This is a genomic window from Streptomyces sp. NPDC007205 (genome assembly GCF_040634095.1).
Lineage (GTDB): Bacteria > Actinomycetota > Actinomycetes > Streptomycetales > Streptomycetaceae > Streptomyces.
Genome location: NZ_JBEYEW010000009.1, coordinates 81,912 through 105,247 on the forward strand (window position 1 = coordinate 81,912; position 23,336 = coordinate 105,247).

Sequence of the window (23,336 nt, forward strand, 5' to 3'; positions counted from 1 at the left end):
TCATGTGTCCGAGAACGCTGGGGCGGGACGGGGCGACCCGGTGGTGGGCCGACGGACCACGCAGGGACCCGACGGGGGGGACCGTCCGCCGGCCGACGGAAAGGATGACAGACCGTGATGTCCCGCAAGCGCATCGCCCTCGCAGCCGCCGGACTCGCCCTCGCGGGTGGCCTCGCCGCCGCCCCGGCCGCGGCCAACAAGTGCTCCGGCTGGAAGGAGATCCACATCACCGGTGGCGCCGCCAAATACATGGAGTGCACGAAGAAGGTCAACGGCAAGGGGGTCCAGGCCTACGCGGAGACGGACTACAACGACTGGTACGGCGACGACGTGACCTGGCAGCACTTCTACAGCTGGGCCGACGGCACTCACCACAGCCCGGAGATCATCAGCGGCTGGCACCCGGGCAACGACTTCGGCCTGGTGATCGAACTCAAGTAACGGCCGTCTCACAGCATGACCGCAGTGCCGCGGCACGAACCGGCTGGGCCCCCGTCGCCACGAGAGGACGACGGGCCCAGCAGCGAGTGTCCGCTCGTCAGCGGTGCCTCGATGGTGCACTGTGGAAGACGTGGATGTCCGGCGAGACGTTGCTGCCGGTGTGCGACAGCCATGGCAGTCGAGTCATGCGCTGCTGGTGATCCCGATCGTGCTCATCGTCGTCATCACGGTGGTGGACCAGCTGGTCCCGGCCGACATCCATCTCGGGCCGCTGCTGGTCATCGCCCCCGCGATCACGGCGTCGTTCGCCGGCCCCTGGCTGACCGGGTTGATCGGCTTCCTGGCCGTGGGGGCGCAGGCGTACATCGGCTGGCACTTCGGCGTGCTGTTCTCGCGCAATGTGCTGGTGCAGATCCTCGCGCTGGCCGTGCTGTCGGCTCTGACCGTGTTCTACTGCGTGGTGCGCGAGCGGCGCACGCGCCAGCTGGCCCAGGTGCGCATGGTCGCCGAGGCCGCGCAGCACGTTCTGCTGTGGCCGCTGCCGGAGCAGATCGGCTCGATGAGGATCGCTTGTCTGTACTTGGCCGCCGAGGCCGAGGCGCAGATCGGCGGTGATCTGTACGCCGCGACGCCCACCGACAGCGGCGTACGGGTCATGATCGGCGACGTGCGCGGCAAGGGCCTGTCCGCCATCGGTGAGGCCGCGCTCCTCATCGGAGCCTTCCGTGAAGCCGCCCACCACCACACCTCGCTGCCCACGCTGGCCGCCGCCCTGGAGCTCAGTGTGGCCCGCAATCTGCCCGAGCTCGAACCGGACGAAGAGCTGGGCGAGCGGTTCGCCACCGTGATGCTGGTGGAGATCTCCGACGAGGGCCACGTCACCCGGATACTCAGCTGCGGTCACCCCCCGCCCCTGCTGCTCAGTCCCGGGAGCGCTGTGACCGTTCCCGTACACCCGGCGCCTCCGCTCGGGATCCACGGGACGGCACCCGGGGACTACACCGTCGACGTGTTCTCCTTCGAGCCCGGCGACACCCTCCTGCTCTACACCGACGGCGTCATCGAGGCCCGGGATGCCGACGGCGCCTTCTATCCGCTCCCGGAACGGGCCGCCCAGTGGGCCGGGAGCAGCCCGGAGAAGCTGGTGCACCACATCCGCCGCGATCTGCTCGATCACGTCGAGGGACGCCTCGACGACGACGCCGCGCTCATCGCGCTGTGCCGCACGCCCAGCCCCCACCGGACCCATCGGCATGGGCCGGGCCTCCATGTCGGTGGGTTCGCTCACGGCACCGGATCGGTGCCTCGCTGAGGCACCCCATGCTGCCGGCCGGCGGGGCGACTGCACGCGCACTCCGGGGCCGGGGAAACGCAGGAGCACATACGTGCGGGAGAGAACGCGATGCGAGAGACATACCACGAGGAACTGGCGGCGCTCAGTGACGGGCTGGTGGAGATGGCCCGGCTGGTGGGCTCCGCGATCGGCCGTGCCACCACCGCGCTGCTCGACGCCGACCTGCAGGTCGCCGAGGGTGTCATCTCGGCCGATGTGCAGGTCGACGACCTCCAGAGGGATCTGGAGGACCGGGCGATCGCCCTGCTGGCCCGGCAGCAGCCCGTCGCCACCGACCTGCGGACCGTGGTGACCTCCCTGCGGATGAGTGCGGACCTGGAGCGGTGCGGGGACTTGGCCCGGCACGTGGCCCAGCTGGCCCGGCTGCGGTATCCCGGGTGCGCGGTACCGGGCGATCTGCACCGGACGATTCTGGAAATGGGCCAGCTCGCACAGCGCCTGATGGCGCAGGCCGGCGAGGTGATCCTCACCAGGGACGTCGACGCGGCGCTGCAGCTGGAGCAGGAGGACGACCGCATGGACGAGCTGCACCGCATGATCTTCCGGCACCTGATGGACGGCCGGTGGCAGCACGGCGTGGAAACCGCCGTCGACGTCACGCTGGTCGGCCGCTACTACGAACGCTTCGCCGACCACGCCGTGTCGGTCGCCCGACGCATGGTCTTCCTGGTCACCGGCACACACGCGGACGAGTACACCGCCGACACGCCGCATGCTCCCTAGGCCCTGTCGTCACATTTCCGCCCCTGTACGGCTCCGGAGAGTGGGACTCCGCCGGCCTCAGGTTCCGCATGTGTTGCCGAGCGGCCGGAAACCGACGGCGTGTGGCTGACACCGTCGGTGACGGTACGTCAGCATGAGCGCCGTGTCCGAGAAGATGAGCACCCCGCGCCGGATCGCCGACGACTACGTCGCGCAGGTCGCCGCCCTCGACCCGGTGATCTCGACCCGACTCGGGCTGCATCCCGAGGACGACCGGCAGCCGGATCTGTCTCCGCAGGGCTTCGAGGCGCTCGCCGAACTGGCCCGGCGAACGCTCTCCGCGCTCGACGCCACCGAGCGGACCGCAGAGAAGGACGGTGTGGTGTTCGAGGACGTGGAGCGGAACTGCGCCCGGCTGCTGCGGGAGCGGCTGACGGCGGAAGGCGCCCTGCACGAGGCGGGTGACCACTTCCGCCAGCTGAGCAACGCCAACTCGCCGGTGCACAGGGTGCGGAGCATCTTCACGCTGATGTCCACCGACACGGACGAGGACTGGGAGACGGTGGCCGGGAGGCTGCGCAACCTGCCCGGCGCGCTGGACGGCTATCGGGCGACCCTCACCGAGGGGATCGCCCGTGGGCTGCTCTGCGCGCCCCGGCAGGCCCGGGCCGTCGTCGGGCAGCTCGCCGCCTGGACCGGGCAGGACGTCGGCGGCGCGAGCTGGTTCGCCACGTTCGTGGCCGGTGGACCGGACCGGCTCAGGCCCGAACTGGACGCCGCCGCCGACCGGGCGACGACCGCGGTGGCCGGCTTCCGCGACTGGCTGCGCGACACCTACCTGCCCGCCGCGGACGGCACCCCGGACGCCGTCGGCCGTGAGCGCTACCTGCGCTCGGCCCGCTGGGCCAACGGCGCCGAGGTGAACCCCGCCGAGGCGTACGCCTGGGCCTGGGAGGAGTTCCACCGGACGGTCGCCGAGATGCAGACCGAGGCCGACCGGATCCTTCCGGACGCGGGTGCCCGGGAGACCATGGACCACCTGAACCGGCACGGGCACTCCGTCGTGGGCGAGGAGAACATCCGCGCCTGGCTCCAGCAGATCATGGACGAGGCGATCGACGCCCTCGACGGCACCCACTTCGACATCTCCGGGCCCCTGCGTCGGGTGGAGACGAGGATCGCACCGACGGGCAGTGCCGGCGCTCCGTACTACAACGGTCCCAGCCTGGACTTCAGCCGCCCCGGCCGCACGTACCTGCCCACTCTGGGGCAACACACCTTCCCCACCTGGCAGCTCGTCAGCACCTGGTACCACGAGGGCGTCCCCGGGCACCACTTGCAGACCGCCCGATGGACCGCCGCCGCAGACCGCCTCAGCCCCTACCAGATGACTCTGGGCGCGGTCAGCGCCAACAAGGAGGGCTGGGCCCTGTACGCCGAGCGTCTGATGGACGAACTGGGCTTCTTCACCGACCCCGCCCGCCGCCTGGGCTATCTCGACAAGCAGATGCTCCGTATCATCCGCGTGATCATCGACATCGGCATGCACCTGGAACTGGTCATCCCCGACGACTCCGGCTTCCACCCGGGCGAACGCTGGACGCCGGAGCTCGCCACCGCGTTCATGGCCGCCCACCACGGCAGTGGCACAGCCCGCCGTACCAGCGAGATCGACCGGTACCTCGGCCGGCCCGGCCAGGCCATCGGCTACAAGCTGGGAGAGCGCGCGTGGCTGCAGGGCCGTGAGGCGTCCCGCCGCCGCCTCGGCACCGGTTTCGACCTGCGGGCCTGGCACATGAACGCGCTCAGCCAGGGCTCACTCGGTCTCACCGACCTGGCCGACAATCTCGCGTCGCTGTAAGCGGACGGCCGGCGCAGGCGAGGCGGCGTTCGAGGGGGGTCCGGTAGCAGGGGGTGACGCGGGTGCCGTCGAGGAAGGTGAGGGTGCGGTGGAGTTCGGCGTCGATGGCGGTGCGGGCCTCGTTGCCGAGGTCGGCCAGCAGGTGGTGGTTGAGGTGACCGTCCGCGTGCTGGGCCCAGCTGCCGACGATGCGGCCGTTCCACCAGATGGTCGGGCCGATGTTGCCGTTGCGGTCGAAGAGGGCCTTGGTGTGTTCGGGGTCGAGGTACCAGTGGCGGTGGCGCCAGCCCATGGGGGTGGGGTCCAGGCCGGGCAGCAGGGCTGCCGCGGGCTCGGGGCCCTCGGCGGCTTCGAGGGCTTGGAGGTGTTCGAGGTCTTCGGGCAGGAGGTAGCCGGTGCCTTCGTCGAGTTCCACGGCTTGAGCGCCGGTGGCGGCGAGGGCCTTGCGGGTGTCGGTCACGTTCCAGCCCGTCCACCACTTCAGGTCCTCGACCGTGACCGGCCCGAACGCGGCGACGTAGTGGCGGGCGAGCGTGCTCTTCGCCTCCGCTGCGGGGATGGCCGGCAGGGGGCGGGCGCGGACCCAGCGGAACTGGGCGGAGGTCCAGGAGCCGGCCGGCCGGGTGCGGCGGATGTGTCCCTCCGCAGCCAGCAGGGCCAGGACGGGCCCGCTGGCGCGCTGCCGGGACTCGTACGGTTTCCCGGGGAAGGTGATGAACTGCTCACGCAAGTCGGGTATGTCGAGGGCGAGTTCGGACGCCGTGGCCCCACCGCGTACGGTCAGGGCCTCCAGGACAGCCTGCTCCATCGCGGCGCAGCGGCGTTCGTCCCAGCCGAGGCCCTCACGCAACTGGGCGGTGGCGTGGGCACGGTGGCGGTGGGCGTCGCGGGCGGTGGTGGCGGACCGGATCGCCGGGGCCAGGGGGGCGGGGACGACGAACATGGTGCGGCGCATACAGCGGATGCGCTCCAGCCCGGGAACGCCGTCGGGGGCGTGGTAGAGGGAGTGGTCGATGGCGGCCGCGGTCGGGGCGTGCATGCGGGCCGCGGCGGCGAGGTAGACGGTGGCGGGGTCGGTGGCGTGCAGACCGACCAGCGACTCGGCGACTCCCTCCGCCGTGTCCTTGCGTGCGCAAGGTGCCAGGAGGTGACGGAGGACGAGGCGGGCACGGCGTTGCGCGGCGGTGATGCGAGGCAGGACAGTCATTCCATCGGTACCGGGGTCAGTGGGTCGGGTGGATGCAGAAGGGCTGGCCGGAGGGGTCCAGGAGGACGGTCCAGCGCCGGCCGCCGGGCTGGTGGACGGGCTTGGCGGCACCCAGCTCCAGCAGCCGCTGCTCCGCTGCCGTGACGTCGTCGTAGGCGAGGTCGATGTGGAAGGGGAGTTCGCCCTTCGGCCAGTCGGGGGCGGTGAAGGACGCGGACGTGTAGAAGACGTACCTCGTCTCGCCGGTGGAGAAGGCGAAGGCGGTCTCGTTGCCGTCCTGGTCCGGGTAGATCTCGCTGACCTCGGTACCCAGGGCGGCGGCGTAGAAGTCCGCCAGCGCGCGCCCGTCGGGTGCCCATACCGCCTGGCAGGCGACCTGCCCCGCCAGGGCCGGGGTGTTCGTGCCCGTCACGGTCATCTCTCTTTCCGTACCGTCTGGCGTTCCGGTCGTGCGCGAGGTCACCGGACGACCTTGATGCCGAAGTGGCCGCCGAACTGCTGACCCAGACCGAAGCCGATGGCCGAGTGCATGTGCGCGTACATCTCCATGCCGCGTGCGGCGACGAGCGGGCCGAGGTCGAGGATGTCGGTCCAGCCGTAGGACGTGAGGAGGTCGACGGCCTGCTGCTTGGCGTCCGCGTCCTCACCGGCGACGAACATGGTGTGCTCCCCGCCGCCGACGCTCTTCGGGTCGACGACGGTGCTCTGCTCCTGGGTGACGAAGGACTTCACGACCTTCGTCCGGGGCAGGGCGCGCTGGATCTGCTCACCGAGGCTGTCGGTGTCCACCGGCTCCAGTTTCGGCATGATCCCCCACGGGGTCGGCCAGGGGTGTTCGGGCTCGTGCCGGTAGACGAACGGCACCGCGTAGTCGATCAGGGTCTTGCCGGCGAGCTGGTCGGCGATGGCGGACAGCGCACGGACGGCGTTGTGGCCGTCGATGCCGCTGATGACGAGGCCGTTCGAGGCGGCTGCCGCGTCGCCGAAGGCCTGCAGTTCGATGCGCGGGTGCTCGCCGAGGAACTGCCGGAAGGGCGGGGTGCCCATCATGTCGGGCTCGGTGCGGGCCAGCGTGGCCCCCGGGTCGCGGGTTCCGACCACCACGTCGTGGCCGAGTTCCAGCAGCTTGGCGATGTGACAGCGGGCACCGCCACCGGTACCGAGAACGGCGATCGTCATGGGGAAACCTCCCGATTTGCTCCGTGCGGACGGGTCCACCGTAGAGCGATTTCAGGACAGGAGGTGTCCTTTGAGCGCGGCATCATGGAATGCATGACGAGTGACATGACCGCCCGGATGCTGCGGCTGCTGTCCCTGCTGCAGACCCGCCGGGAGTGGTCCGGCGCCGATCTCGCCGAACGCCTCCATGTGACCGTCCGCACCGTCCGCCGTGACATCGACCGGCTGCGCGAACTGGGCTACGCCGTCGACAGCGCCCGCGGGCACGCCGGCGGCTACCGCCTCACCTCGGGCAGCGGCCTGCCGCCCCTCCTCCTCGACGACGAGGAAGCCATCGCCATCGCCGTCGCACTGCGGACCGCCGCCGGCGGCCTGGCCGGGATCGAGGAGAGCGCCCTGCGGGCCCTCGGCAAGCTGGAGCAGGTCCTCCCGCAGCGGCTGCGCGGGCGGGTCGCCGCCCTCCAGACCTCCCTCGCCGGGATCGTGTGGGAGGAGCGGGGGCCGCGCGTCGACCCGGCGCTGCTGGCCACACTCGCCGTCGCCTGCCGTGACCACGAGATCGTCGGCTTCGGCTACACCACCCGCCACGGCACCGGCACCCCGCGCCGGGCCGAACCCTGCCACCTCGTCGATTCCGGTGGCCTGTGGTACCTGCTGGCGTACGACACCGGCAAAGAGGACTGGCGCCTCTTCCGCCTGGACCGCATCACCGACGTCCTGCCCACCGGCCGGCGCGTCCCGCCCCGTCCCGTACCCGGCGACGACCCCGCCGCGTTCGTCGCCGCCCGGCTCTCCGCCGCCCCCACCCGCTACCGCGCCGTAGCCACCGTCCACGCCCCCGCGGAGGACGTCCGCGCCCGCACCCGCGGCCTGGCCACCCGTCTGGAGCCCATCGACGACCGCACCTGCCGCGTCAACGCATCCGACGACCATCTGCCCCGCATCGCCCAGACCCTGGCCGGCCTCGACAGCGACTACACCCTCGACGCCGACCCGGACGTCCTCACCCACCTCCGCACCACCGCCCACCGCACCCTGCGGGCGATACGCCCCTGACCTCAGCAGCGGCTTGCTCACCGGGCGTCCGCGTCCAGGGGATTCGGCGAGGTGGCCGGACTCGTCGTACCGATCCATGCGTTCGGCGAACGGTCCTGCCCGCCACCGGAGCGGGCAGGGCTGTCCCCGCGCCGATGGCGGCTTGCCGGAGCCGCGGAGCCGGCCCGGCTCAGCGGACCGTCACGTTGAAGACCGGTGAGGCCGTGTTGCCGCTGACGACATGCAGGTCGTTCTTGCCCTTCAGACCGAGCTTGACGCCCAGCGAGTAGGAGCCGTTGCGCGCGACGGGCGCGGACGCGGGCAGGCTGACCCACGCGCCGTGCTGCCTCTGCTGCAGGGTCACCTTGCTGCCCGCCTTGAGGCCGGTCGTCTTGCCGGTGACCCGGAACAGCTGCCAGGCGCGGACGGAGGACACCGACGGCGTGGCGGTGATGCCGGCCTGGGGAGCCTGGGCCTTGTGCGCACCGGCGACGGGAGACGCGGTGTGCGGGGCCGGGGTGGCGGCCATCGCGGTGCCGGCGAGGGCGAGGGAGGCGGCGCCGAGGGCACCGACGACGGCTGTGCGCAGGGAACGCCGCTTCGAGACCATCACAGATATGTCCCTTTCCGTGACTGGAACAGCTTTTGCATCGAAAGCGCGCTACATGCCGATTGATGTAGGCATTAGAAGTGACGTCACTGTGGGTGCAGGCGTTCATCGGCGTGATGTCGCTGTCTTGTAACAGCTGCCGCGGAGGTCACTTGACGGAGCCGCCGGTGATTCCGGCGGCGACGTACTTCTGGGCGAGGACGAGGAGCATCGCCGCCGGCACCGCGGACAGGACGGACGCCGCCATCACCGAACCCCAGTGGCCGACGTGGGGCGCCGATGTACCGTCCCCCACTACCGACCCGTGGCCCGGGTACTTCGCCGATCGCGGGCACCCGAACGCCCGCCGCGTCGGCTCCGGCGTCGAGGGCGTCGTCTACCGGCTGGGCGACGGCCGGGTCGCCAAGGTGTGGACCGGTCGGCCGCCGACCGCGCTCACCCGCCGGGTGTATGCGGAGCTTGCGCAGCACCCACTGCCGTTCGCCACCCCGGAGATCCTTGAAGTCCAGGAGCACCAGGGTGTCGTCGTGACGTACGAGCGCGCACTGCCCGGCGCCCCGATGCGGGGCGACTCCGCGCACGAGGACCCCGAGCGGGAGCTGCCCGTCCAGCACAAGAACGCGCTGCTCACCGTACTGCGTGGCCTCGCCTCGGTACCGGGCACGGACGCGATGCGCCGGCTGACCGTGCAGGGCGACGACCGTCCGCTGTGGCAGGGCCACCACCGCTTCCAGGACGCGCTCGCGGCGCTCGTCACCCGCGCCGTGGCCCGGCACGGCGGGGCCCTGGCCGGGCAGGTGCCGGACTTCGACTCGGGAGTCGCACGCACGCTGAGCGCGCTCAGGTCGCTTCCCGACGCTCCGGTCACAGCGATCCACGGTGACCTGGTCCCGCCCAACATCCACACCGACGGTGCCGGCGGACCCGTCGCCGTACTCGACTTCGGTTTCTGCACCACGGCAGGCGATCCGGCCTTCGAAGCAGCGGTCACGGCAGCCGTCTGGGACATGTACGGCCCCTATGCCAGGGAGCACGCTGCGGAACTCACCCGGCTCTTCGCACAGGAGCTCGGCTACGCGCCCGCCGCCCTTGCGGTCTACCAGGCCGTCTACGCCCTCACCACGTACGATCTCTTCGGTATGGACAACACTGACGGACATTTCCGGTGGTGCACCGAACAGCTCCGCCACAACGCCGTGTTCGGCGCCCAGGTGTCCTGACTGCCGCCACTCGTCGACCGCTGAGCGGCGAACGCCCACCGGCCGACGGGCTTTGTACCGCGTCAGCCTGGCAGCCCCAGATCGTCCAGGGACGTGCCGGCCGCCCAGCGCTGCAGTTGGCGGCCAGGCAGGAGGCGGACGTCGCCTTGGCGGGAGGCCCACACCATGTCTGCGCGGCTGAAGCGGCCGGGGTGGACAATGACCTGGATCGGGCGGTCGGCGCCCGGGCGGCCCCTCTCGACGAGGGATGCGCGCCAGTTCCGACCTTCCTCGGCCGTCGTCTCGGAGCGGAACGCGACGTCCAGTTGGCGCCCCTGGCGGTCCCGGGCGTGCAGGCGCCGCCTCCCCTGCTGCAGGGTCAGGTCGACCACGCGCCAGCCGTCGCGCTGCAGGATGCGCGCCGCCGCCTCCGCCAGCCCGCGCTCGTCGAGCCGGGCGAGCTCCGCCGCGGTGTAGCGGCCGCCGCGCCGGCGGACGACCGTCCGGCGCACGCGCAGGGCCACCACGGCGGTCGAAGCCAGCAGGATGATGCCGAGCGCCAGTCCGAGGACGCCAGAGGTGCGCTGAAGCCAGACGAGCAGGCAGACGGGGACCAGCACGGCAAGACCGAGGCCCACGAACGCGGGGAGAACCTCGCGGAGTTCGGGGCCGTACAGGCCCTGGGCCCGGAGTTCGGAAACCGCATGCGTTCGCTGCGGCCTGCGCGAACCGGGAACCGGCCGGCGCTGTCCCCGTACCGGCAGCCGCGGCTGCTGCCACCTCGTCACCAGAGTCCACTCCCCACGGTCCTGTCCGTCCCCCCGCGGTAGAGGTATACGGTCATCACCGATCCGCGCCGGCAGGGGACAGCCGTGGGCAACGATGTCACGTCTGGCCGGTGACGCGGTAGCCAGGTGCCGGAGAGCGCTCGGAGGAACCGGCCGCTGACACCGTCCGGCGCTGCGGCTCAAAGGCGTGACCCCACCGACTCACGCGTCGTCACAGCCTGCTGAGCAGGCCGGCGAGTGGGGCGGGTGTGCGGCCGGGGTCGAGCGCCTCGACGAGGACGCGGCCGTAGTGGATCTTGCGCCCCTTCTTCGTGCCGAGGAAGCGCCGCAACTGCTGCTGTGAGGTGCGGCCCCGCTGTGCGGGCTGGCGCAGGAAGGTGTGCAGGGCGCGCAGGTCACCCTCGGCCCGGACCAGCTCCGCCACGTGGGTCACGCCCAGCGCGCGGATGAGCTCGTCCTCCAGATCCGCCGCGCAGACGAAGAACTCCTGCTGTGCCGCACCGGCCCGCTCCCATCCGCGGGCGTAGTAGCCACGCTCCCGCTCGTCGCACAGTCCCGTGAGGCGGAGACCCAGCCCGGGTGGCCCGAGGAGGCGGGCGAAGCGTCCGACGCCCATCGCACCGCCCATCGCCAGGACGCAGACACCTTCGGCCGCCAGGTTCCGGCCGCGACTCGCGGCCAGCGCGTCGACCGCTGCGGCGTCGCTCGGCCCTTCGAGCAGGACGGCCGCCCGGACACGCAGCCGAGCGGCCAGCTCACGCGCGGGGTCGCCGGGGCCACCGGCCGCCCATGCGGTGACCGCTTCCCGGAACGACCCCATGTCCGCCATGGAACGAGTCTCCGCCCTTGCCGGCGGTGTCGGCCTCCACGTGGGCCCAGAACGCACGCACCTCCTGGGCCGCCGGGCCGGGCTCCAGCGTGCAGACGTGCTGGATCCGGGCCAGCGGCATCCCCAGGCGCCTGAGCCAGGCGACCAGTCGGGCCCGGCCGAGTTGTGCGGGTGCGTAGAGGCGGTACCCGGTCACCGGGTCGACGCGGGCGGGAGTCAGAAGACCGAGATCGTCGTAGAGGCGCAGCGCCTTCGGTGACAGCCGGGACGCCTTCGCGAACGCCCCGATGGTCAGCAACCCCATGCTCGCTTCTCCCTCGCCGAGCACATCGCCCGGCCCCGTCGATGGTGCGGCCTGCCCCAAGGTGAAGGTCAACCGAGTCGGCCCACCCGGAGCCCGGCTCACGACCGTGTGGCGCATCGCCGAGTGACGGCCGGGGCCGCGGCCGTGATGCTCAGTTGCGCATGACCCGTTGGGCCCGCAGCAGCAGCCGGGCGTCGCGCTCCGCGAGGTCGTGGCGCAGCAGCGCACGGTCGCTCCCCAGGACGCGGCCCGACGCCCTGCGGGACGCCCGCGGGCCGCCCGGTCCGTCGCCGGGGTCAATGGCTCTGGCAGCTGATCGGTATCACTTTGTTACTGACGGGCCGTCCTTGGAAAGGAACCCGGGTGGCCTCTGGAAGGGAGTGGCCCCTTGTCCTCCTCCGGCTTCCGTACCGTTCCGGACTCCGCCGATGTGGTGATCATCGGGGGCGGTGTCATGGGTGTGAGCACCGCGTTCCATCTCGCCGAGGCCGGTGTGCGGGACATCGTCGTCGTCGAACGCGGCGACCTCGGCTGCGGCAGTTCCGGCAAGCCGATCGGCGGCGTCCGCGCCCAGTTCTCCGATCCGCTCAACATCGAGCTGGGCAACCGCAGCCTGCACGCCTACCGGGAGTTCCCCCGGCGGCCCGGCGCCGATATCAAGCTCGACACCGTCGGATATCTCTTCCTGCTCGACAGCGATCAGCAGGCGACCGATTTCGAGGCCGGCATCGAGCTGCAGAACAGCCTCGCCGTGCCGAGCCGCATGATCAGCCCCGCCGACGCCCAGCGCCTGTGCCCCTACCTCGGCACCGACGGCCTCGTGGCCGCCGCGTACTCCCCCGCCGACGGGCACGCCCGGCCCGCACTGGTCGTCCAGGGCTATGCGCGGGCCGCGGCCCGGGCCGGTGTCACCCTCGTCGCCCACACCGCGGTCGTGGGCATCGACACGGCCGGAAACCGTGTCGTCGCCGTGCACACCAGTCACGGCCGTATCGCGTGTTCCACTGTCGTCTGTACGGCGGGGGCCTGGTCGGCGCGGATCGGCGCCATGGCCGGGGTCGACCTCCCGGTCCGGCCCGTACGGCGGCAGCTGGCGTTCACCGAGCCGCTCACGCCGCCCGCTCCGCGCATCCCGTTCACCATCGACTTCTCCTCGACCGCGTACTTCCACAACAGCGACGACGGTCTGCTGTTCGGGCTGGCCGATCCCGGTGAGGAGGACGGCTTCGACACCGCCTGGACCCCGCACTGGCTGGAGCTGTTCCGCACCGTCGCCCGCCGCCGTGCCCCGGCCCTGGCCGGCCTGCGGACCGCCGGTGGATGGGCCGGCCTGTACGAGGTCACGCCGGATCACAACGCGCTCATCGGCCGCTCCGGCGAACTGCCCGGCTTCCTGTACGCCACTGGGTTCTCGGGGCACGGCTTCCTCCAGGCGCCCGCGGTCGGCGAGGTCGTACGCGACCTGTATCTGGAGCGCGAGCCGTTCACCGACATCTCCCCGCTCAGCGCCGACCGGTTCCGTCACGGCGCCGGAACCCGCCCCGAAGCCCACGTGGTGTGAACCCCGATCGAGAGGCCGAAGCATGTCGACGATCAGTCAGTGGCGGCTGCGGGCCGCCTTCGCGGCGCGGCTGTCGCTGCAGGGCTGGGTCACCGCCGAACCCCTCGTCCACGAGGACTTCCTGCCCCGCTGCGCCGTCGGCATCTTCCAGTCCAACCTGAGTGGCGAGGGCATCCGCCACGACGACCGGCCAGGCGCCGGCTACGACGACGCCTGGCTCTCCGGCGCCATCGGCCTCGACGTCCTGGACCCCTACCCCCTCTACGAGCAGCAGCAGACCCGCTCCCTCTCCCGCGTCGCCGGTGAGCTCGACCTCCCGCACCCCCTCGGCTGACCCCTCACACCTCCAAGGACCGCCATGACCAGCACCGCACTGCCCACCACGGACGACCTGCGTGCCCGCGCCCGTGCCGCGCTGGAGAACATCGGCGTCGGCGTGCCCGAGGGCGGCGGCCTGCACGCCCGTACGCCCCTGACCGGCGAGCACCTCTTCGGGCTGACGGCGGCCATGGACACCGACACCGAAGAGGCCGTCGCCGCCGCCCGTACGGCCTTCCTCACCTGGCGCACGACGCCCGCGCCACGCCGCGGTGGACTCGTGCGCCGGCTGGGCGAGTTGCTGCGCGGCCACAAGGGCGATCTTGCCGACCTCGTGACCATCGAGGCGGGCAAGATCCGCTCCGAAGCGCTGGGCGAGATCCAGGAGATGATCGACATCTGCGACTTCGCCGCAGGCCTGTCCCGACAGCTGTACGGCCGCACGATCGCCTCGGAACGTCCTGGTCACCGGCTGGCGGAGACCTGGCATCCGCTCGGCGTGGTCGGTGTCATCTCCGCCTTCAACTTCCCCGCCGCGGTGTGGTCATGGAACACCGCCATCGCCCTCGTCTGCGGCGACACCGTGATCTGGAAGCCTTCGGAGCTCACGCCGCTGGTCTCCCTGGCCTGCGACCACCTGCTCGCCCGCGCCGCCGACGAGGTGGGCGCACCACGGGACGTGCACCGCCTGCTGCTCGGTGGCCGCGCGGTCGGCGAGAAGCTCGTCGACGACCCCCGCGTCGCCCTGGTCAGCGCCACCGGCTCCACCCGCATGGGCCGCGAGGTCGGCCCCCGCGTGGCCGCCCGGTTCGGCCGCAGCCTGCTGGAACTCGGCGGCAACAACGCCGCGATCGTCGCCCCTTCCGCCGACCTGGACCTCGCCGTCCCGGCCATCGTCTTCGCCGCGGCCGGCACAGCGGGCCAGCGCTGTACGACGCTGCGGCGCCTCATCGTCCACCGCGACATCGCCGACACCGTCATCGAGCGGCTGACCGCCGCCTACACCCGGCTGCCCATCGGTGACCCGTTCGACGACACCACGCTGGTCGGCCCGCTCATCTCCGCCAAGGCGCTGGACACCATGCACGACGCACTCTCCCGGGTCCAGGCCCAGGGCGGCAAGGTCCTGGCCGGCGGAAACCGGCGCCTGGCCGAGGCCGCACCCGCGGCGGCCTACGCCGAACCGGTCCTCGTCCGCGTCGGCGAACAGACCGACGTCGTACGGGAGGAGACCTTCGCGCCGATCCTCTACGTCCTCACCTATGACACCCTCGACGAGGCGATCACCCTGCACAACGACGTTCCCCAGGGGCTGTCGTCGAGCATCTTCACCCGCGACCAGCAGGAAGCCGAGGTCTTCCTGTCCGCCGCCGGTTCCGACTGCGGCATCGCCAACGTCAACATCGGTACCTCCGGCGCGGAGATCGGCGGTGCCTTCGGCGGCGAGAAGGACACCGGAGGCGGCCGGGAGTCGGGCTCCGACGCCTGGAAGTCCTACATGCGCCCGGCCACCAACACCATCAACTACTCCGGCGAACTCACCCTGGCCCAGGGCGTCAGCTTCCCAGCAGAATGACGGCGTGGATCAAGACAACCCGATCATCGTCGCGCTGGACTGCGACAACCGCGCCACCGCCGAGAGGACAGTCGACCGGCTGGGCGACGAGTGCCGCTTCTACAAGGTCGGCCTGGAGCTCCTCACCGTGGCCGGTCCCGACTTCGTCAAGCACCTCGTCGCCCAGGGCAAGGAGGTCTTCCTGGACCTCAAGCTCTTCGAGATCCCCCACTCGGTCGCAGGTGCGGTCCGCGCGGCAGGGGCACTGGGCGTCTCCATGGTGACGGTGCACGGCATGGGTGGGACGGGCATCCTGGCCGCCGCCGTCGACGCCGCCCGCGCCTTCCCCGGCCTGCGGATCCTTGCCTTGACCGTGGTCACCAGCATGACCGGCGAGGACCTTGCCGACATCGGCGTCGGTGACTCGGTCGAGGAGCAGGTGCTCAGGCTTGCCCGCCTGGCGGCCAAGGCCGGGTGTCATGGTGTGATCGCCTCGCCTCAGGATGCCGCGGTCTTGCGCAGCACGCTCGGTACCGATGCCCTGATCGTCACTCCCGGAGTCACCCTGCCCGGGGACGCTCCGGCCGATCATGCCCGCCCCGGAACACCGCGTGCCGCCATCGCCGCCGGCGCCTCCCACGTCGTCGTCGGCCGAACCGTCACCCGGGCCGCGGACCCGGCAGCCGCATTCCGTCTCGTCCGTACAAGCCTCGACCGGTGAGCGGGGCAACCCGGCCGACAGGTCCGTCACGTTGGTGGTCCCCAGCAACGCGGGACGTTTCTCCCCGCGATCCGCTCGGGTCTCGACCATCCGGTGCACGGCTCGGTCTCCGTCGACGCCGGCAGCCCACCAGCCGGCGGCCGACGTAGCGCACCTTTCCCGCCTGTACGAGGGTGCCGAGAGTGGCGCCAGCACCTCTTCGACCGGTGCCGCCGCGGCCACCGGCGACGCGAAGACGGCCGCGGCCCTGCACCGCTTCTACGACATCCGCGTCGGCGAATGGGCACCCTGCGTCCGACAGGCCGTCGAGCGGGGCGAGGTGCCCGAGGCACCGATGCCCAGGAGGTGGTCCGCGCGGTCTCCACCCCGCTCTGCTACCACCTGCTCATCAGCGGCGGCCCGCTCGACGAGGCCGCCGCGATCGCCGCACGCGCGGGGGCGTGCGTACGGGACGGCAAAGCGCCGGCGTGACGGGCGGTCGGTCGCGACGGGCCGGCGCGGCACCCAGCTCGTATGTGAACTGGAAGCCGAGCCGAGCGCCTGTCGTATGGGTTCAGGCCTGCGCCCCCGGTCCTGCCGGCCCTGTCATCCCGCCGAGTGTGGTCGTGTCCTGCGTCCTGCGTGTCCAGGGAGCGCGAGGGCGGCGGTGGCGGTGGCGGTGGGCGGCGCTCATGGCCGTCATCGCCAGGCCCAGGCAGAAGATGAGCGCCAGCGCGAGGCCGGAGCTGAACAGGGCCAGGCCGTTCATGGTGGCGATGTCGTGGCCGAGGACGGAAACGGTGTAGTCGGGGCCGCCGGACATGTTGCCGACGATCGCCAGGGCGGTGAAGGCGCCCGTGCCCGCGAGCAGGAGCAGTCCGAGGAACAGCATCCGAGTCATCTCCTCAGGGAACGTCTGCCGACCGGACGGGTACCCGCGCCTCTCCGGCCGTACCGGGCCCGAAGGGCGGTGCACCGGGCATCGCTCCCGCGGCTCAGCGGCAGGGCCCCGGCCGGGGGGCGGCCGCACCGGGTGTGAGGCTGAGCATGCCGTCGGCCTCCGCACCGATCCGTACGCCGTGGCTGATCCGGTCGAGGGTCGCACGCAGCCATGCGCGGTCCTGGTCCGCCGCGGGCTCCAGCCGCATCCGCCGCGCCTGCAGGGGGAACATCCGGAGGCCGGTCGTACACCCGGTGTCCGCGTCCACCGAGACGAGGTAGCCGAGCCGGAGGTCGTCGCGGTACTCCGCGTAGCCCGAGATGCCCTCGTAGTCGTCGATGAAGTCGCCGCAGCCGTAGAGGATCAACCGGTCCCGGTACACCTCGACGGGGCGGGGGTGGTGTGAGGAGTGCCCGTGGACGATGTCGACGCCACCGTCGACCAGGGCGCGCGCGAAACGCGTCTGGTCGCGGGGAACGAGGTAGCCCCAGTTGGATCCCCAGTGCACCGACACGACCACGATGTCTCCCGGCCGCTTCGACCGCCGCACGCGCCGGACGGCCGCTTCGGCAGCCGACGACGACAGCTCACGGGCGTAGGCGACGCCGGGCCGGTCCGGCGTCGCGGCCCAGTCAGGCGGGATGCCGCTGGACAGTGTTCCCAGGGCGAGGACCAGGATACGGCGGCCGGGCCTCACGGGGACCGCGACGGGCGCGCAGGCCTCGTCGGCGGTGCGTCCCGCGCCCGCCGCCCGCAGCCCGGCGCCGGCGAGCGAGTCCAGTGTTTCTTCCAGGCCCGGCCGGCCGAAGTCCAGCACATGGTTGTTGGCCAGTACGCACACGTCGGGCCGGGCCACCGTCAGAGCCGGCAGGTTGGCCGGGTGCATCCGGTAGTGGACCGCCTTCCCCTGCGCGAATTCCTCACTCACCGTGACAGCCGTCTCCAGGTTCACGATCCGGGCGTCCGGGACGGACCGGTCGAGCAGCCGCAGCGCGTCGCCCCACGGCCAGGCCGGGTCGACGGGCGCGGGAATCGGGCCGCTGACCGCCTCGGCCAGCTGGACGTACGACCGGGCATCCGTCACGTACCCCTCGCGCAGCACCGGACTTCCGGGGTGCGGAAGGATCTGGTCGACGCCGCGCCCGAGCATCACGTCCCCGCACAGGAACAGCGTCACCACACCGCCGGCCATAACCCCACACTAGGCTCGTTCTCCCGGGCGTAGGTTGTGCCGTGAATGATCCACGCCACGACGGACAACCCGACGGAAAAGACGGACACGACTGATGACCGACCCCGCGACGACGCCCGAAGCAGCGACCCGGCTGAAGATCGACACTTCGGTGCCGCACTCCGCCCGCATCTGGAACTACTGGCTCGGCGGCAAGGACAACTACCCCGTCGACGAGGAGGCCGGCGACGCGTACACCGCGGTCTTCCCCGGCATCGTCACGATCGCCCGCAGCAGCCGGGCCTTCCTGCACCGCACCATCTCGTATCTGGTCCGTGAGGCGGGCATCCGGCAGTTCCTGGACGTCGGCACCGGCCTGCCGACCGCCGAGAACACGCATGAGGTCGCCCAGCGGCTCGCTCCTGAAGCACGGATCGTCTACGTCGACAACGACCCGATGGTCCTCGCGCACGCCCGAGCCCTGCTCTACTCCTCCCCGGAGGGTGCGACCGCCTACATCGACGCCGATGTGACCGACCCGGAGCGCATCCTCGCGGCCGCCGCCGAGACACTCGACTTCGGCCGCCCCACCGCGCTGGTCCTGAGCAACATCCTCGGACACGTCGCCGACCACGATCAGGCCCGCTCCATCGCCACCCGTCTCATGGACGCCCTGCCGTCGGGGAGTTACCTCTCTGTCAACGATGGTTCGCGGGGCATCGACCCCGTCTTCGAGCAGGCCCAGGATGCCTACAACAACAGCGGCGCCGTGCCGTACAACCTGCGGACCGTCGACGAGATCAGCGCGTTCTTCGACGGCTTGGAGCTCATCGAGCCGGGCGTCGTGTCCGTCACGCAGTGGCGTCCGGAGCCCGGCCCGCCCGCTCCGGAGGTCATCGCCGAGCACGGCGGACTCGCCCGCAAGCCGTGACCAGCGACCGGCGGAGCGCCGTTCACACGGCTGAGCCGCGCAAGCCCTGGACGTCGCGTCTTTCACCATGATCGGATGGCGTGATGACATCGTTCTGGAGGGGCGAGCGGATACGCCTGCGCGGTATCGAACCCGACGACTGGGCCGCGTTCATGCGCTTCGCCGAAGACGAGGAGCAGTTGGGAGACCTGCTGAACCCGCCGCGCTCCGCCGAGGGCTTGCGCACCTGGGCCAAGGAGCAGGCCGTCACCACACCCGACGGTGACTGCTTCCAACTCGCCATCGAGGCCGTCGACTCGGGGGAACTGGTCGGTGCTGTCGGCTCGTACCACGCCGACCCATGCGCGGGCTGGTTCGAGTACGGCATCACGATCGGCGCGGAACACCGGCGCAAGGGCTATGCGGCACAGGCCGCCGTACTGCTGTTGCGCTTCATGTTCGCCGAGCGGCGTTTTCACCGGTGCGAAGCACGGATCTTCGCGCACAACGAAGCGTCGCTCGCGCTGCACCAGCGGCTGGGGTTCGTCGAGGAGGGCCGGCTGCGCGATCGGGTGTTCCTCTCCGGCCGGCACCGCGATCTCGTCATGATGGGCATGCTCTCCGAAGAGTTCGCCCGACGGCATCCGATGCGCGAGGCATGAGGCCGGTCGTGAGCGGCGACCCGGGTGTGCGCGAAGGCCGCGGGGTTCTCGTCCTCTGACCGGCGATCGAGTGGTTCACGGGAACCGCGGCCCAGCTGCCGGCCGGCCGGCGCCGACCCCGACCGGTGCGGACCGCGGCGCCGGACGGGCGCGCGGGGTGCCGTTGCCCGTACCCGCGTCCAGGAAGTCGAGTTCGCGGCCCGCCCGGGGATGCCTCCCGCCGGACCGGCTGAGAGGCAACTGAGAGGTTGCTGTGCCAGGCTGGCGCGCCCTCGCCCCCTCTGGAGCCCACTGATGAATCTGGTCAACGGTCTGCCCGCCCATGTCCTGCTGGTCCATGTGGTCGTCGTGCTGATACCCCTCACCGCGCTGGCCCTGGTGACGGCCGCGCTGTGGCCGCGCGCCGCCCGGCGGCTGGGTCCCCTGCTGCCGCTGCTGGCTCTGGTGGCTCTGGTCAGCGTTCCGCTGACCACGCACGCCGGTGAGTGGCTCGAACAGCACGTGGACGACGACGCACTGGTACGCCGGCACACCGAGCTGGGCGACGGACTGCTGCCGTGGGCCCTGGGTCTGTTCGTGCTGGCGGCGCTCGTGTGGTGGGCGGGGCGGAGGGCTCCGGCCGTGCCTGGACAGGGCGGCGCCGCGCGCTGGTCCGCCCTGCCGGTGCGGATCGTCGTGGGCGTGCTCTCGCTGGCGGTCGCAGCGGGGGCGGTCGTGGACGTCTACCGGATCGGCGACTCGGGGGCGAAGGCTGCCTGGCATGACGCCTACTCCAAGACGGCGACGCGGTCACAGGACGGCTCCTGATCCGCGGCCGGCGCAGCCGATGCGCCGTTCGGGAGCGTCGTACCACCGGCCTCGCCCCTGACCTGGGCCGAGGAGGCGACGGCGCTCCGCCGGAGCCCCATCAGCCCACAGCCGTGCTTCGCGAGGCGGTCAGCCGGTGCCTGCGACGCCGCAGACATGGGCCGAAGGCCCCCCGGTCGGGCCCGAGCGGCCCGTGGTGTGGCGGGCCGGGCGGGCCCAGGCTGTAAGCGCCTTCGACCAGCACCTGCCGCACACCCGCAGCGGCAAGGTCATGCGCCCCCGCAGCACCGGCACGTTCCACCAGCCCCCCAGGACGGGGGCGGCCGGAGCGATGCCACAGGTCTCGTCAGCGTCGCGCATCCTCATGCGCCCATAGGAGGCTCTTTCGGGACTCACCGGAACCCCTGGCAGGCGGTATGGCCGGCCAGGGGTCCTCGACGGGGTCGGTCTGCGTCAGCCGTCGGACTCCGACGACGGGATGTAGGCACCCGGTACGTCGTTCGGTGCGTAGATCTTCTTCTCGCCGGGGTACGGCTTGGTCCAGTTGTGCGTCTGGTACCACGTGAGGTGGTTCATCTGCGCGGGATTGGCGAAGTCGGGTATGGCGTGCGGACCGGTCAGGTGCTGCTTGGACTTCCAGGCGTCCCACTCGGCCGCGAGCTTCTGCTTGTCCGCGGGTACCTTAGCCGACGGCACGGCCGCCGCGCTCGGGTTCTGCGGCGCGGGGGTGTCCACGCCGCAGGAGGGCGGCGTCTTCAGGCCGTCGGTCAGCGAGGTCCGGTTGGGCAGCGCGGTGAACGGCGTGAGGTCCGGACGCCAGGTGAAGGCGCGGGTCATCGGGGTGGCCGCGCTGTCCTTCTGGTTCATCGGGTGGATCCCGAGGATCTGCTCGATGGTGCGGATCACCGTGATCTGGGAGTAGTAGTGACTGTCGACCGTGTCACGCCGGGCCCAGGGGCTGATGATCTGGATCGGGGCACGGTGGCCGTCGACGTGGTCGAGGCCGGCCTGGGAGTCGTCCTCGACCACGAAGATCGCCGAGTCCTTCCAGTACGCGCTGTGGGAGATCTCGTCGACCATCCTGCCGACCGCGAGGTCGTTGTCCGCCACCTGGGCCGCCGGGCTCGCCGGACCACCGGTGTGGTCGTTGGAGAGCCAGAACATGTTCAGGTTCGCCGGCCCGTTCTTCTCGAAGTCCTGCTTCCAGATCTCGTACTTGTAGATGTCCGGGACGTCGAGGTCGAACATCGGGAACCCGGGCGCGGACACGGCGTTGAGCGACGGGATCGCCGAGCCCGTCTGTATGGGGTAGGCGGTGGACTGGCCGGTCGCGTCCATGTCCTTGGCGTCGCAGTACAGGTTCTGCCAGGTCGCGCCGGCCGGCTTGCTCTCGATCGACTGGAACTCGCCGAAGTCCCGTACCGTCTTGCCCGCCGCCTGCGCACCCGTCCAGATGAAGCCGGACTTCTGGTGGCCGAGGACGTCGTTCTCGGTGTCGTAGCTGCGCTGGTACTCACCGGCCGAGGACTCGGTGTACTCCGGGTCGTCGGCCTGCATCAGCCAGTTGTGGCCCTCGGCGGAGTTGGTGCCGATGTCGTAGGTGTTGTCGTACAGGCCGAACTGCCGGGCCAGCTCGTGCTGGTTCGGCGTCACGTTCTCGCCGAACTGCGTCACCGACGGGTCGCCGTTGCCCTGGGGCATGTCACCGTAGACCTGGTCGTAGGTCCGGTTCTCCTTGACGATCAGGAAGACGTGCTTGATCGTCGAGGGGTCGCCGAGCCGTGTCGGGACCGGAATCGGCCAGGCGTGGCCCTTGCCCTTGGCCTGCTCGACCGAGCCGGGGGTCCAGCCGTTCTGCCGGAAGACCTTGACCGTCTCGGACCGGATGACGCTGTCGTCCGGCAGCGTGAACCGCTGCACGCTCGACGTCGTGTCGTGGGTGCCGTGCCCGGCGGGGTTGTTCGGGCGGCGGGCGTCGATGCCACGGGTGTTGGAGACCAGCACCTGGTCGCCTACGGTCGTGATCTCCGCGGGGAAGTAGTCCGTCGGGAGCAGGCCGACGAAGCGCACCGGCTCCAGCGGGTTCTCGTACCGGTAGACGGCGACCGCGTTGGCGCGGCCGAGCGTCACCAGGAGACGGCCGTCGTCGGTGAGCGTCACCGCGTTGGGCTCGTAGCCCACCGATGCCTCCGGCCACGGCTGGGTGGAGATGGTCTGTACGACCTTGTCGCGGGAGGTGTCGATGACCGACACGTCGTTGCCGGCCGTGTTGGTGACGAACAGGGACCTGCCCCTGGCGTACAGGGCGGTCGGGTGCAGACCGACGTCGATGCTCGCGGGGGCCGCGGTCGGGTTCGCCAGGTCGATGACGCTGACCGTGCCGGTGGTGGTGGCACCGGTCTTCGGGTCGGCCGGCACCTGGGTGCCGTACGAGTTCATGGTCGTGTCGCCGGACTGCGCCGGGCGTCCGCCCTCGTTGCTGACGTAGAGCTTGCCGCCGGCCAGGACCATGTCGCGTGGGGCGTTGCCCACGGGCCAGCTCTGCTCGATGGCGCCGGTCGCCGCGTCGATGGCGACCACCCGGTTCTGGCCGTTGACCGCGGAGTACACGGTGGAGCCGTCGGACGAGAACACGGCCTGGCCGACCAGGGCGCGCTTGGCTCCGTCCGCCGGGATCGTGACCGGCGTCGGGTCGGCGACCGTGCCGTCCGGGTGGACCGTGAACCTGGTGTAGCCGTCGGTCTGGCCCAGCCACAGCTGCTTGCCGTCGGGCGAGTACGTCGGGCCCTCCTGGCCCACGGAGTTGCTGCTGAGGCGCGGGATCGACGACGCGGCGGTGCCGACGACCTGCTGCACCTTCCAGTTCTGCACGTCGACGATGGTCAGTGCGCTGCCGCCGTCGGTGACCGCGGCGGCGAGGTGGGTGCCGTCCGGGCTGACCGTAGACGACATGATCTTGCCGTTGTTGAGAAGGAGGCGGTCGCCGTACGGGGCGAGGTACTGGTCGCTGGAGATGACCTGGCCCCGGTCGGTCATCTGGCCGACCTGGTCGGTGCCGAACTGGCGGGTCTGGGCGTAACCGATGCCGGCGGTGACGGCGAGGACGACCGCGGTGGCGCCGGCCGTGAGGGTGCCCCGACGGCCGATGCGTCTGCCGGGAACCGCCCTCGTGGCGGGGCGGCGGTTGCGGGTTACCTGCATGA

22 protein-coding genes and 3 pseudogenes are annotated in these 23,336 nt (G+C 71.3%); 14 read left to right on the forward strand and 11 right to left on the reverse strand.

What is annotated here, in order from left to right; genetic code table 11:
* Positions 1–117: 117 nt before the first annotated feature.
* The 4 genes from ABZ624_RS17445 (at position 118) to ABZ624_RS17460 (ending at position 4,358) form a co-directional block, all read left to right on the forward strand.
* Positions 118–441, forward strand: a complete 324-nt coding sequence (locus ABZ624_RS17445; RefSeq protein ID WP_360088814.1) for a hypothetical protein — start codon at positions 118–120, stop codon at positions 439–441.
* A 130-nt stretch (positions 442–571) separates the two neighbouring features.
* The gene (locus ABZ624_RS17450) at positions 572–1,753 is read left to right on the forward strand and encodes a PP2C family protein-serine/threonine phosphatase (protein WP_360088816.1); all 1,182 of its coding nucleotides are present in this window, start codon (positions 572–574) and stop codon (positions 1,751–1,753) included.
* 90 nt (positions 1,754–1,843) lie between these two features.
* Positions 1,844–2,518, forward strand: a complete 675-nt coding sequence (phoU, locus tag ABZ624_RS17455; protein WP_360088819.1) for a phosphate signaling complex protein PhoU — start codon at positions 1,844–1,846, stop codon at positions 2,516–2,518.
* A gap of 133 nt (positions 2,519–2,651) precedes the next feature.
* Positions 2,652–4,358 (forward strand): DUF885 domain-containing protein, encoded by a 1,707-nt coding sequence (locus ABZ624_RS17460; protein ID WP_360088822.1) that lies wholly within the window; start codon positions 2,652–2,654, stop codon positions 4,356–4,358.
* Here the strand turns inward: ABZ624_RS17460 and ABZ624_RS17465 are convergent.
* Genes ABZ624_RS17465 through ABZ624_RS17475 form a run of 3 tightly spaced genes read right to left on the reverse strand, consistent with a single transcriptional unit; the run spans position 4,324 to position 6,744 of the window.
* Positions 4,324–5,565 (reverse strand): winged helix DNA-binding domain-containing protein, encoded by a 1,242-nt coding sequence (locus ABZ624_RS17465; protein WP_360088825.1) that lies wholly within the window; start codon positions 5,563–5,565, stop codon positions 4,324–4,326. The genes ABZ624_RS17460 and ABZ624_RS17465 overlap by 35 nt on opposite strands.
* Before the next feature lie 16 nt (positions 5,566–5,581).
* Positions 5,582–5,983, reverse strand: coding sequence for a VOC family protein (locus tag ABZ624_RS17470; RefSeq protein ID WP_360088828.1), 402 nt, complete (start codon positions 5,981–5,983; stop codon positions 5,582–5,584).
* A 41-nt stretch (positions 5,984–6,024) separates the two neighbouring features.
* Positions 6,025–6,744 (reverse strand): NAD(P)-binding domain-containing protein, encoded by a 720-nt coding sequence (locus ABZ624_RS17475; RefSeq protein WP_360088831.1) that lies wholly within the window; start codon positions 6,742–6,744, stop codon positions 6,025–6,027.
* Between the two features lie 93 nt (positions 6,745–6,837).
* Between ABZ624_RS17475 and ABZ624_RS17480 the strand changes: the two genes are divergently transcribed.
* The gene (locus ABZ624_RS17480; RefSeq protein ID WP_360088834.1) at positions 6,838–7,800 is read left to right on the forward strand and encodes a YafY family protein; all 963 of its coding nucleotides are present in this window, start codon (positions 6,838–6,840) and stop codon (positions 7,798–7,800) included.
* 169 nt (positions 7,801–7,969) lie between these two features.
* Here the strand turns inward: ABZ624_RS17480 and ABZ624_RS17485 are convergent, their stop codons facing one another.
* Both ABZ624_RS17485 and ABZ624_RS17490 read right to left on the reverse strand, forming a co-directional pair.
* The gene (locus ABZ624_RS17485) at positions 7,970–8,389 is read right to left on the reverse strand and encodes a hypothetical protein (RefSeq protein ID WP_360088837.1); all 420 of its coding nucleotides are present in this window, start codon (positions 8,387–8,389) and stop codon (positions 7,970–7,972) included.
* Between the two features lie 148 nt (positions 8,390–8,537).
* Positions 8,538–8,660 (reverse strand): annotated as a pseudogene (locus tag ABZ624_RS17490) (carbohydrate ABC transporter permease); the annotation flags it as partial.
* Here ABZ624_RS17490 and ABZ624_RS17495 point away from each other — a divergent pair.
* Complete coding sequence (locus tag ABZ624_RS17495) at positions 8,635–9,609, forward strand: aminoglycoside phosphotransferase family protein (RefSeq protein WP_360089388.1); 975 nt, start codon at positions 8,635–8,637, stop codon at positions 9,607–9,609. The pseudogene ABZ624_RS17490 and the gene ABZ624_RS17495 sit on opposite strands and share 26 nt — an antisense overlap.
* Positions 9,610–9,671: 62 nt before the next feature.
* Here ABZ624_RS17495 and ABZ624_RS17500 read toward each other — a convergent pair whose 3' ends face one another.
* From ABZ624_RS17500 to ABZ624_RS17510, 3 genes and pseudogenes are all read right to left on the reverse strand, one after another.
* Positions 9,672–10,376: a hypothetical protein gene (locus tag ABZ624_RS17500; protein WP_360088840.1), complete on the reverse strand. Its 705-nt coding sequence runs from the start codon at positions 10,374–10,376 to the stop codon at positions 9,672–9,674.
* Between the two features lie 211 nt (positions 10,377–10,587).
* Positions 10,588–11,205 (reverse strand): TOPRIM nucleotidyl transferase/hydrolase domain-containing protein, encoded by a 618-nt coding sequence (locus ABZ624_RS17505; protein WP_360088843.1) that lies wholly within the window; start codon positions 11,203–11,205, stop codon positions 10,588–10,590.
* A 16-nt stretch (positions 11,206–11,221) separates the two neighbouring features.
* Positions 11,222–11,509 (reverse strand): annotated as a pseudogene (locus tag ABZ624_RS17510) (helix-turn-helix domain-containing protein); the annotation flags it as partial.
* A 388-nt stretch (positions 11,510–11,897) separates the two neighbouring features.
* Between ABZ624_RS17510 and ABZ624_RS17515 the strand changes: the two are divergent.
* From ABZ624_RS17515 to ABZ624_RS17535, 5 genes and pseudogenes are all read left to right on the forward strand, one after another.
* Positions 11,898–13,070, forward strand: a complete 1,173-nt coding sequence (locus tag ABZ624_RS17515) for an FAD-binding oxidoreductase (RefSeq protein ID WP_360088846.1) — start codon at positions 11,898–11,900, stop codon at positions 13,068–13,070.
* A 22-nt stretch (positions 13,071–13,092) separates the two neighbouring features.
* The gene (locus ABZ624_RS17520; RefSeq protein ID WP_360088849.1) at positions 13,093–13,404 is read left to right on the forward strand and encodes a hypothetical protein; all 312 of its coding nucleotides are present in this window, start codon (positions 13,093–13,095) and stop codon (positions 13,402–13,404) included.
* A gap of 24 nt (positions 13,405–13,428) precedes the next feature.
* A complete protein-coding gene (locus ABZ624_RS17525) occupies positions 13,429–14,964 on the forward strand; it encodes an aldehyde dehydrogenase family protein (protein ID WP_360088852.1) in 1,536 nt (511 codons plus the stop codon).
* Positions 14,965–14,968: 4 nt separating this feature from the next.
* Positions 14,969–15,664 carry an orotidine-5'-phosphate decarboxylase gene (gene pyrF / locus ABZ624_RS17530; RefSeq protein ID WP_360088855.1) on the forward strand — a complete coding sequence of 232 codons (696 nt, stop codon included), beginning with the start codon at positions 14,969–14,971 and terminating at the stop codon, positions 15,662–15,664.
* A gap of 211 nt (positions 15,665–15,875) precedes the next feature.
* Positions 15,876–16,135 (forward strand): annotated as a pseudogene (locus tag ABZ624_RS17535) (TetR-like C-terminal domain-containing protein); the annotation flags it as partial.
* An 82-nt stretch (positions 16,136–16,217) separates the two neighbouring features.
* On the opposite strand, the gene ABZ624_RS17540 reads toward ABZ624_RS17535, so the two are convergent.
* Together ABZ624_RS17540 and ABZ624_RS17545 are read right to left on the reverse strand one after the other, a co-directional pair.
* Positions 16,218–16,535 carry a hypothetical protein gene (locus ABZ624_RS17540; protein WP_360089391.1) on the reverse strand — a complete coding sequence of 106 codons (318 nt, stop codon included), beginning with the start codon at positions 16,533–16,535 and terminating at the stop codon, positions 16,218–16,220.
* A gap of 103 nt (positions 16,536–16,638) precedes the next feature.
* Entirely contained in the window at positions 16,639–17,775 is a 1,137-nt protein-coding gene (locus ABZ624_RS17545; protein WP_360088858.1) for a CapA family protein, read from the reverse strand.
* Positions 17,776–17,869: 94 nt separating this feature from the next.
* Here ABZ624_RS17545 and ABZ624_RS17550 point away from each other — a divergent pair, with 94 nt between their 5' ends.
* The 3 genes from ABZ624_RS17550 (at position 17,870) to ABZ624_RS17560 (ending at position 20,133) form a co-directional block, all read left to right on the forward strand.
* Positions 17,870–18,685: an SAM-dependent methyltransferase gene (locus ABZ624_RS17550; RefSeq protein WP_360088861.1), complete on the forward strand. Its 816-nt coding sequence runs from the start codon at positions 17,870–17,872 to the stop codon at positions 18,683–18,685.
* An 83-nt stretch (positions 18,686–18,768) separates the two neighbouring features.
* Positions 18,769–19,326, forward strand: a complete 558-nt coding sequence (locus tag ABZ624_RS17555) for a GNAT family protein (RefSeq protein WP_360088864.1) — start codon at positions 18,769–18,771, stop codon at positions 19,324–19,326.
* A gap of 294 nt (positions 19,327–19,620) precedes the next feature.
* The gene (locus tag ABZ624_RS17560; protein ID WP_360088867.1) at positions 19,621–20,133 is read left to right on the forward strand and encodes a DUF2231 domain-containing protein; all 513 of its coding nucleotides are present in this window, start codon (positions 19,621–19,623) and stop codon (positions 20,131–20,133) included.
* A gap of 453 nt (positions 20,134–20,586) precedes the next feature.
* On the opposite strand, the gene ABZ624_RS17565 is transcribed toward ABZ624_RS17560, so the two are convergent.
* A complete protein-coding gene (locus ABZ624_RS17565) occupies positions 20,587–23,334 on the reverse strand; it encodes an alkaline phosphatase family protein (RefSeq protein ID WP_360088870.1) in 2,748 nt (915 codons plus the stop codon).
* Between the last annotated feature and the right edge of the window lie 2 nt (positions 23,335–23,336).

Bases quoted from the DNA above. Each gene is read 5' to 3' on its own strand.
- ABZ624_RS17465 (WP_360088825.1), bottom strand. From the start codon at position 5,565: ATGACTGTCCTGCCTCGCATCACCGCCGCGCAACGCCGTGCCCGCCTC.
- ABZ624_RS17470 (WP_360088828.1), bottom strand. From the start codon at position 5,983: ATGACCGTGACGGGCACGAACACCCCGGCCCTGGCGGGGCAGGTCGCC.
- ABZ624_RS17555 (WP_360088864.1), top strand. From the start codon at position 18,769: ATGACATCGTTCTGGAGGGGCGAGCGGATACGCCTGCGCGGTATCGAA.
- ABZ624_RS17485 (WP_360088837.1), bottom strand. From the start codon at position 8,389: ATGGTCTCGAAGCGGCGTTCCCTGCGCACAGCCGTCGTCGGTGCCCTC.
- ABZ624_RS17520 (WP_360088849.1), top strand. From the start codon at position 13,093: ATGTCGACGATCAGTCAGTGGCGGCTGCGGGCCGCCTTCGCGGCGCGG.
- ABZ624_RS17505 (WP_360088843.1), bottom strand. From the start codon at position 11,205: ATGGCGGACATGGGGTCGTTCCGGGAAGCGGTCACCGCATGGGCGGCC.
- ABZ624_RS17550 (WP_360088861.1), top strand. From the start codon at position 17,870: ATGACCGACCCCGCGACGACGCCCGAAGCAGCGACCCGGCTGAAGATC.
- ABZ624_RS17540 (WP_360089391.1), bottom strand. From the start codon at position 16,535: ATGCTGTTCCTCGGACTGCTCCTGCTCGCGGGCACGGGCGCCTTCACC.
- ABZ624_RS17525 (WP_360088852.1), top strand. From the start codon at position 13,429: ATGACCAGCACCGCACTGCCCACCACGGACGACCTGCGTGCCCGCGCC.
- ABZ624_RS17460 (WP_360088822.1), top strand. From the start codon at position 2,652: ATGAGCGCCGTGTCCGAGAAGATGAGCACCCCGCGCCGGATCGCCGAC.
- ABZ624_RS17475 (WP_360088831.1), bottom strand. From the start codon at position 6,744: ATGACGATCGCCGTTCTCGGTACCGGTGGCGGTGCCCGCTGTCACATC.
- ABZ624_RS17545 (WP_360088858.1), bottom strand. From the start codon at position 17,775: ATGGCCGGCGGTGTGGTGACGCTGTTCCTGTGCGGGGACGTGATGCTC.
- ABZ624_RS17445 (WP_360088814.1), top strand. From the start codon at position 118: ATGTCCCGCAAGCGCATCGCCCTCGCAGCCGCCGGACTCGCCCTCGCG.
- phoU (WP_360088819.1), top strand. From the start codon at position 1,844: ATGCGAGAGACATACCACGAGGAACTGGCGGCGCTCAGTGACGGGCTG.
- ABZ624_RS17560 (WP_360088867.1), top strand. From the start codon at position 19,621: ATGAATCTGGTCAACGGTCTGCCCGCCCATGTCCTGCTGGTCCATGTG.
- ABZ624_RS17565 (WP_360088870.1), bottom strand. From the start codon at position 23,334: ATGCAGGTAACCCGCAACCGCCGCCCCGCCACGAGGGCGGTTCCCGGC.
- ABZ624_RS17480 (WP_360088834.1), top strand. From the start codon at position 6,838: ATGACGAGTGACATGACCGCCCGGATGCTGCGGCTGCTGTCCCTGCTG.